Origin of the sequence: Microbulbifer variabilis (assembly GCF_020524905.1) — a bacterium.
Classification (GTDB): Bacteria; Pseudomonadota; Gammaproteobacteria; order Pseudomonadales; family Cellvibrionaceae; genus Microbulbifer; species Microbulbifer variabilis_A.
On record NZ_JAIVKI010000027.1, the window covers coordinates 26,375 to 34,487 of the forward strand.

Genomic DNA, 8,113 nt, shown 5'->3' on the forward strand with positions numbered 1-8,113 from the left:
TTGAAAAACTATTGGTTGTCTAGCGGTAACCTTTGAATTGATTTCAACCAATTTATACTTTTGTTTGGTCTAAGAAGCTGATTTTTCATTGTTCTTCTAATTAGTCGTTTATATACCCAATGCCTCGGCCTAATATACGAACTTAAAATACTATAAAACTTTGCCTATTAACCTGGCCCCAATAATGGTCTTGATACTGATCTTCTATATAATTCTTGTGGGGATATTTTCTAATACAATTCCTCCAGAAGTTCACCGCATGATCGGCACCTTCTATCTGTTTGACTTCCCACTTGCCTGGGAACTTGCTCCAAATAGAATGAGCGAATTTAGTGCCCAACTTTTCTTTTCTAAAATAAGGGACTATATAAAACTCAAAAACCTCATATGAGGTGCCTTTGCATCCTATTGCCGCTATACCCGCAGGAGTCTTCTCGATAAAGACAATGTAACCTCTAGTTGGCGAAATAATATCTGTGTCTAGTGCAAATAGGCCATCCTTATTAGGTTTTTTCTTAGTTAGTACCGAGAATTCGGCCTCATAACATTGAGCCAGATTTAAATAAATACTCAGGTTCTTATCTGTTACATCCACAACTTTCATATTATATAATTTAACTACTGGTAGTCTTGAAATCTGCTCCTCTATATCCATGCCTCATATTTTTTGGTTTAACTATAGTTGTCTCCCGAAAGGTCAACAATTAAGGTAAATCAATAAGAATCAAAGGTGGATTTAAGAGGCTCATTAGTATCTGCTTAATTGAAAGCTTTTAATATTATGGATGGCGCGATAAAAGTCAATGATTTAGTCCATTTCAAGAGTAGATGTAAGGACGAACTCTAGTTCTCAGGTATTGATGTATGTGATGATGCGTCTGATGGTCTTTTAATCAAAGTGATTGTTCCAAGCTCAATTCAATTCTATTTTTGTTTAAATTGGGCAGTCTAAGTGGTGGATTCTTTAGGGTTATATATTAGAAGAGCTGGCGATGGCAATAGCCAAGCCAGATACATTTTTGCGATCAAAGGATCACCTAAGGACCCAATTTAGTATTTTGGTGTCTACATTCTCGTTGAGAATAAAGCGTATAGTATCGACAACAATCAGAGCTTGTTAGAAAGATTTGACCGATACTATTTTACTCGTTGTTAGCACGTAAAATACCTGCTTGAGAAATATCTCTAGATTTAATTAGTGCCGATAGGGAAGGGCGGTTTGGTGAGTTTATTAAAGAGTTTGTTACGGAGTTGGCTTAATAAAATTTTACTTAACAACCTGCCAAATAAATTGATGATTATTCTTACATTTAGACTACTTATTCTGTTTTATTACTTAGAGTCATTTTCATATCCTCGACCAAGGTCAGCAGGCAACCAGCCTGAACTGATGTGACACAGGCACTGCAGAATTTCTCTTCTTTGATTTGTTAAAACCGGCCTAAGAGCTTTAAAGGCGGCAGAATCAATTAATCTCATCCGTTTACCTAGTGACGCCTCACTCAGATCCTTTATTACCAAAAAATTAAATATCGATATTTATAGAATTATTAGCTATATACCAAAAAAAGGTTGACGCGTCAGCTACCGTGAACATGGAAGTTCTGTGAATTCAGCAAGAGAGGTCCATCATGAGTAAGAGAAAAGCAGCAAAGACTCCAGCCAAAAAATCCAAGCTCGCTTCGAATCAGCCAGTGAATGGCGGTAACTGGTCTGATAAAAAGCAGGGTAAATCCTCTGATAGTAGCCGAGGTACTGCACCTCAGAGACCTGGGGCTTAATCTCAGATAACGCCGGCTGGGGTTTCCGCACGGTCGAAAACCCCAGCCGAACATCAGCGGCCTATTCCTATTCATTCTCTCATTGTTCTTCGTAGCCGCTGCTTGAAAGTTAGCCATTCAACGTATGGGAGAGACTTTCTGGCCATGATTCAAAGCCTTCATGATCCCATATAGAAGTTCCTAGCCTCAATCATCAGCAATAACATCCAGCACTTTCTAACATACGGAAAATTGACAGCGCTTCATGCTTATTTGTCACCCAACCCTTTCGAGTATGGCGCTGGCCTACATATTTTTAATAAATTATTTGTCCGCAGGGTAGGGCTTTGATTCGAGCTATCATATTTACCATTTTTGAAGCACTCCTCTTTGGAGTCTGTTTATTCGGTGCAGCTGGAAAACTCTTATGGCCCATGGGCTGGGCTATTCTGGGAACTTACTTATTGTTCAAAGTGGTAGGTTTGGTATTTCTCGATCCCAATCTCATCAGAGAGCGAGTGACTCCAGGTCCGGGCATTGATCGAGGCGATGTGGTACTTGCAAGCCTTGGTTGCCTAACCTTGTACCCAGCTACTTTCATCGTGGCTGGGCTCGATGCTGTTCGATTCGGGCACGCTCTCCCTATATCACAATCGATTCAGGTCTGTGCGTTTTTCATCTATGTATTGGGCTATGGCTTTACCTATTGGGCAATTTACTCCAATCCATTTTTCTCGACTTTTGTACGTATTCAGGAGGATCGTGGCCATTCTGTTATTTCCACGGGGCCTTATGCGTTGATTCGACATCCTGGCTACACAGGTGTGCTGATTGCTCACCTGTTCCTTCCGCTGGCACTTGACTCTTTCTGGGCCTTACTGCCCACGACATTGGGTGTGCTGATCTTTGTTGTACGAACATCACGTGAAGATCAAACACTACAAGAGCATCTTGTCGGCTATCGAGAATATCAGGATCAAGTTCGTTGGCGCTTGTTACCTTTCATTTGGTAGTGAGATAGGTTTTTCTCTGTCTGCGGCAACTAGGCCGTTTACTGCAATCACGTCCTGAACGGATAGAATAAGTAGGGTAGAGCTGAATGGTCGAGCCCCGGAAGGTGGAAGGAACCGTATCGTTAACTACTTGCTTAAGTAGGGCAGCTGAGCCCATTGATCAGTATTATGAGCGTGCCCTCTGGGTGGATAAAGGATTGTTTACTAGGCGTTTAGTTTATGGCTCATAGAGTGTCTACTAAATGTGGGTAAGTCTTTCACATAACGAGGGTGTAGAAAAGCTCACCCCAATTTTCATATTGCGTTTCTACGTGAAAAACAGCCTACACATCAGCGAAAATATAGCCAGAATTCACATATAAACACCATTTTTGTCCAATGTTCGATCGGATCTAAAGAATCATAGATACACTTTATTTTTTCTACAGCCTGAACGCTTTTAGCAGACGCGCACTTTAGTGCGCCGGCTGCCTAAACTTGTAATGTGTAGTCATGCTCATTTTTCTGAATCTTCAGTCTTGGGCGAACTTTTTTCTACAGATTCATCCAATCTTTCTTTCTTTTTCCGGAGCTGCTTTCTCAGCAACTCATGCTTCGTTTTATAATAACGATTATCTAACTGCCAGATAACAAAGCACAAGATGAGTGCGATACCGAGACCATAAATGTAACCTTTACCATACATTAATTTGCCCTTTCATCAGACTACGCCTACACATAACACCTAAATAACGGGCCGAAACGTAGGCGCGAAGCTCCAGAGTGGAGGTCCGAGCGAGCTTGCTGGCGGGCGTTGATTAGTTTGTTATGCGATTTATTCACGAGTTATGGTTTTTAGAGAATTACTGGAACAATTGTAGTGTATGGTAATGGCTTCAGTCGTTCTTCCATAGCAGGTACAACGATTTCATTGTGAGAATTAACAATCCAAGATGTAACAATGCCGTTTTCTACTAACGCTTTAATGTAATATGTTTCACCTTTTTGTGCTTCGAGAGTGAATGCAAAATATGCTACTAAAAGTTGAGGTGTTTTAGGGAATGTACTCTTAGGAGAAAACACTATTTTCGTAACTATATTTCTTGTCCCTGAGGGGATTCTATAGGCAGCTTTAATGCCTTTTGTCCATACTCCAGGTTTAAGTTCGACGCCATCTGATAGCGCGAACATGAGTGACAACAATTGGCCTTCATGTTTCGAATGCCCACTCTGAAGAATTGCAAAGTCATTACCTTCAATCTCAAGCTGTGTATTAGCACAACCGCAAATCAATAAAATACAGCACAGTATAATTTTAGATTTAAAAATCGTCGCTTTCATATAGTATGTTACCTGATTGCATATCACTTTTAGCACCGGCATTTTACTGTCCGGTGCCTAAACTTGTATGGTTGTTCTTGTCCGATTCTGATGTTGAAAATCCTTTTCGCTAACGGGTAAATTGAGACCCACCTTCGGCGGCCACCGAAGGCCTTGTTTATCACAGTTCGCTGCCTGGCCGGTTCGTAAAAGACCGTTAACAAGTATGAATGTGATAAGCACTCACTAGGCATAACTCGAATAGTCATGTGGGCCTCGAGCCCGAATAGCAAGGCGGAGATAGCTTATCTTATGGAATCTCAAGAGATCAATGTCGGTATCGATACTAGCAGTAAACAACTCGATATTTATGTGAGACCTACTGGCCAGTTCTTTAGTGTTACCAATAACAAAGAAGGTATTAAAGACGCTATTAAACAACTACAACCGCTTAAACCTCAAAGAGTAATAATTGAGTCCACAGGAAGACTAGAAATAGAATTCGTCTGTGCTGCTCATAAAGCGGGACTGCCGATAGTTGTTTGCAATCCTTCACAAGTAAGAAACTTTGCAAAGTCAGCGGGGCGGCTCGCCAAAACAGATAAGCTAGATGCAATTGATATCGCACATTTTGGTGAAGCAATGAAGCCAAGATTATCATCAATCAAACCAGAAAAACTAAGAAATATCAGTGATTTGCTGACGGTCAGGAACCAGTGCTTAGAGATGAGCACAATGCAAAAGAATCGTCTCAAGAGAATGCCTAAGTCTGTTCACAAACCCATTCAGGCTATCTTAAAAGCTATCAAGAAAGAGCTAGAAGGGGTCGATAAGCAACTTGATAAACTTGTTAACAGTGTTGCCGAGTGGCGACAAAAACGCGATCTCTTATTAAGCGCTAAAGGAGTCGGCAATGTACTGGCTTACACGCTAATGAGCGAACTTCCTGAGTTGGGCAAATTGAACCGCAAAGAGATTGCGGCACTTGTGGGTATTGCCCCGATGAATCGTGATAGCGGCCGCTTCCAGGGTAAACGTTATATTCTGGGTGGGCGACATCGTGTACGCACGGTTTTGTTTGTTTCTATGATGTCAGCAATACAATGACATCCTAAATTAAAGCCCATGTATGAACGCCTGGTCGCTGCTGGTAAACCAAAGAAAGTAGCCCTTATCGCATGCATGAGGAAGCAACTTACCATCCTCAATACGATGGTAAAAAACAACACTTACTGGGATGAAAGAATGGCTTTAATATGGATTAGTTCAGACCAAATCTGACACATTCACTTGAAAAAGAGGGGTTTACCGTTTTTGATAAAGGCGCCTAAACCTATAAGCAAAATCAAGGATAAACCCCACGATCCATACTAATGATCGCATCATCAAACACAAGACCGGATTACTAAATCTGGTAGAAGAACTCGGTAATATATCCAAAGCCTGCAAGATGCTGGGTGTATCGAGAGACACTTTCTATCAGTACAAGGAAGCTGTTTCAAGTGGCGGCATGGACGCCCTTTTTGAGAAGAACCGTGTTGATACGGCCATTGAAGAAGCAGTGTTAACTTATACCCTCCAAGAGCCTGCCCATGGGCAGGTTCGAGTTTTCAATGAACTGCGTAAACGCGGTGTATTTGTGTCCCCTAGTGGCGTTCTGAGTATCTGGTTACGGCACGACCTGACTAACTTCAAATTGCGATTATAGGCACTTAGTGAGTAGGGGATTGTGGAGCTGGCTAAATACCTCGATCACACTATTACGAATATAGGAAGAGGAAGCACTTCGTTGATGTACTCAGAATGCAACTCCGCTCCAAAGACATTGAACTTTTCGAGTGCAGTTGTAGCTTTGCTGGAAACCACACATACGTTCCACTCAGATCAAGGCAGTTAGTATACCAGTTAACAGTTCCGCCAACGGCTTTGGCGTTACCGAATGACCCAGAGCATGAGTCGGCGTGGAAATTGCTGAGATAATGCCTCAATGAAAAGACTGTTTCGAAGTCTGAAAAGTGAGTGGATACTGTCTCTCTGTTACACATCCATCACAAAAGCAAGGCGAGACATCAGTCATTAACTGATGACTTACTACAATAGGGAGCGTCCCCACCAGCACAATGACGGAATACCGCCTGCGAAAGCGGAAGGAATACTTAAATTACTGTCGGGAATTAGTTGACCACTACAAGGAAAGCGCCACAGTTTCCCCCAGAATATAATTATTGCTAGATTCCACACCCATTGATGAGCTTCAATTAGCCTATCGATGTTCATTAATCGATCAAAAATTTGTGGATCGAGCACCGGCTCAGTTCCTGATACGCCGGTAGATGTTACCGGCAATTTTCCCAACTACCGACCTGAATGATTTGCGTTGGTACGGCAGACAATAAGGCGCATTGAGTCTAATCCAACTCGGGCGGCGCCAGTGGATTCTGGATTCGCTACTCATCATGGGCGTGTAGTATCTGCAACCCGAGAAATAGTAATGGGTGACCTGGCTGTGCCGCGAACGAGCCTTGTCCGGATGGCGGCCACCGCCGTGTAATAGATTGGCGTGCCAGATCAATACCTGGCCCTTTTTCAAAATTCCCCGCTGCGACCGCAGCTCCATTTCCTCGACCATTGACTGTATGTAATCTTCGTATTTGCCGTAGTGGGCATAGGAGGGTGGCACACCCACATCCTGCATGCCAATCTCCGGTAGGCGATGGCTTCCCGGGTAGTAAACCAGTGCACCGTTCCCCTCATCCACATCTTCCAGGGCAACCCAGGCGCCAGCCATAAAGCCTGCAGGTTGGCTATTAAAATGTATGGTATCCGAGTGAGTCTTTTGCTCTGTACCCACGGGAAAGTTCAATGTCTGGAATGGCCGGGGTTCACGACCAACCAACTCTCTCAACGCTTGTAATACCCTCTGCTCGAGCGCGATTTGACGTACACAAGTATCAAAGCGCCAAGCATCCTGAACCCGGGTGCCGTGTGCATATCGGGAAGCGGCTTCGTCACGCTTGTAAAAAGGCTCGATATTTTCGATTGCACCATCGAGAAGCTGTTCATCAATTTCAAAATCCAGGATCAGCATGCCATCTCGGTGGAATTGTTCTATTTGTTGAAAACTGAGTATCACATGTTATCTCTATCAATAGATGTACGGTGGCAGTTAATTCTGCTTATTTTTGTAACTTCTGTCACGCCAATGAGACTTGCATATTTATTGGTGCGACTTTGCTTTAAGAAAAATACCTTAAATTTCCATTATTCATTGCCCATTTAACGCTTTTAGCATTGGCGTGCCGTCAGGCATGTCCGATGCCTAAACTTGCTAAATTTGGTTGCTCGATCATGCTTTGATAGAACTAAATTACTTCAATCTCTTCTTTGAGCACGCCGGCAAGGTGCTCAGTCTGATTGTTAGCTAGTACTTTATCAGAGCCGCTCTCTATATACGCCGCTAAAAACCGATTAAAGTCGCTAACGCCCCATTGGCACCTACCATGCTTTGCTATATCTATTGCCGATCCAAAAACTCTGACCAATTTATCTCGTCAGACTGGTACATGAAGAATTTAGCACATACTTTAAAATAGTCAGTTTCTGGCACAGGCTAATTTTCTTTAAGGTTACCATATGCTTCTAATAACAAACGTTTAATCGCCTCATCTTCATTCTTCAAGGGCGACAAATCCATTATGAGTTCTGGGGGGCTGTCTTCGCTCATGACAATCTCATCATAACAGGGGATATAATCATCAGACTTTATTTAGCCTGCTGATATTAAAGTTAAGAATGTAACCAGTTCTCTGTTGCTCATACTTACTCAGAATTTTTACGCCTAGCTGCACAGGCAAAACACGCAGTGCTTTATTCAGCCACGCGAAGTGTGGCGATTGTGCCGCCACTTGTATGGTTGTTCTTCTCCGATTCTGATGTTGAAAATCCTTTTCGCTAACGGGTAAATTGAGACCCACCTTCGGCGGCCACCGAAGGCCTTGTTTGTCACAGTTCGTTGCTGCGCCGGTTCATAAAGACCGATAA

Annotated in this window: 5 protein-coding genes and 3 pseudogenes; 5 read left to right on the forward strand and 3 right to left on the reverse strand. The window is 42.7% G+C overall.

The genetic code is table 11. From position 1 onward, the window contains the following. Nucleotides 1–142: 142 nt before the first annotated feature. Nucleotides 143–655 carry a GNAT family N-acetyltransferase gene (locus LC073_RS20225; protein WP_226649246.1) on the reverse strand — a complete coding sequence of 171 codons (513 nt, stop codon included), beginning with the start codon at nucleotides 653–655 and terminating at the stop codon, nucleotides 143–145. A 976-nt stretch (nucleotides 656–1,631) separates the two neighbouring features. Between LC073_RS20225 and LC073_RS20230 the strand changes: the two genes are divergently transcribed. Next, the gene (locus LC073_RS20230; RefSeq protein ID WP_226649248.1) at nucleotides 1,632–1,781 is read left to right on the forward strand and encodes a hypothetical protein; all 150 of its coding nucleotides are present in this window, start codon (nucleotides 1,632–1,634) and stop codon (nucleotides 1,779–1,781) included. A 326-nt stretch (nucleotides 1,782–2,107) separates the two neighbouring features. After that, complete coding sequence (locus LC073_RS20235; protein WP_226649250.1) at nucleotides 2,108–2,773, forward strand: methyltransferase family protein; 666 nt, start codon at nucleotides 2,108–2,110, stop codon at nucleotides 2,771–2,773. A gap of 834 nt (nucleotides 2,774–3,607) precedes the next feature. Here LC073_RS20235 and LC073_RS20240 read toward each other — a convergent pair. Then, complete coding sequence (locus LC073_RS20240; protein ID WP_226649252.1) at nucleotides 3,608–4,093, reverse strand: hypothetical protein; 486 nt, start codon at nucleotides 4,091–4,093, stop codon at nucleotides 3,608–3,610. Nucleotides 4,094–4,384: 291 nt separating this feature from the next. On the opposite strand from LC073_RS20240, the pseudogene LC073_RS20245 reads away from it, so the two are divergent. The 3 pseudogenes from LC073_RS20245 to LC073_RS20255 all read left to right on the forward strand — a co-directional run. Continuing rightward, nucleotides 4,385–5,353, forward strand: a pseudogene (locus tag LC073_RS20245) (IS110 family transposase). Nucleotides 5,354–5,435: 82 nt separating this feature from the next. Further along, a pseudogene (locus tag LC073_RS20250) lies at nucleotides 5,436–5,777 on the forward strand (helix-turn-helix domain-containing protein); the annotation flags it as partial. A gap of 168 nt (nucleotides 5,778–5,945) precedes the next feature. After that, nucleotides 5,946–6,254 (forward strand): annotated as a pseudogene (locus LC073_RS20255) (integrase core domain-containing protein); the annotation flags it as partial. A gap of 129 nt (nucleotides 6,255–6,383) precedes the next feature. On the opposite strand, the gene LC073_RS20260 reads toward LC073_RS20255, so the two are convergent. After that, the gene (locus tag LC073_RS20260) at nucleotides 6,384–7,205 is read right to left on the reverse strand and encodes a phytanoyl-CoA dioxygenase family protein (RefSeq protein WP_226649254.1); all 822 of its coding nucleotides are present in this window, start codon (nucleotides 7,203–7,205) and stop codon (nucleotides 6,384–6,386) included. Nucleotides 7,206–8,113 lie beyond the last annotated feature (908 nt).

What these genes read in the sequence shown, in the direction of transcription:
- LC073_RS20240 (WP_226649252.1), bottom strand. Translation starts at nt 4,093, where the DNA reads ATGAAAGCGACGATTTTTAAATCTAAAATTATACTGTGCTGTATTTTA.
- LC073_RS20225 (WP_226649246.1), bottom strand. Translation starts at nt 655, where the DNA reads ATGGATATAGAGGAGCAGATTTCAAGACTACCAGTAGTTAAATTATAT.
- LC073_RS20230 (WP_226649248.1), top strand. Translation starts at nt 1,632, where the DNA reads ATGAGTAAGAGAAAAGCAGCAAAGACTCCAGCCAAAAAATCCAAGCTC.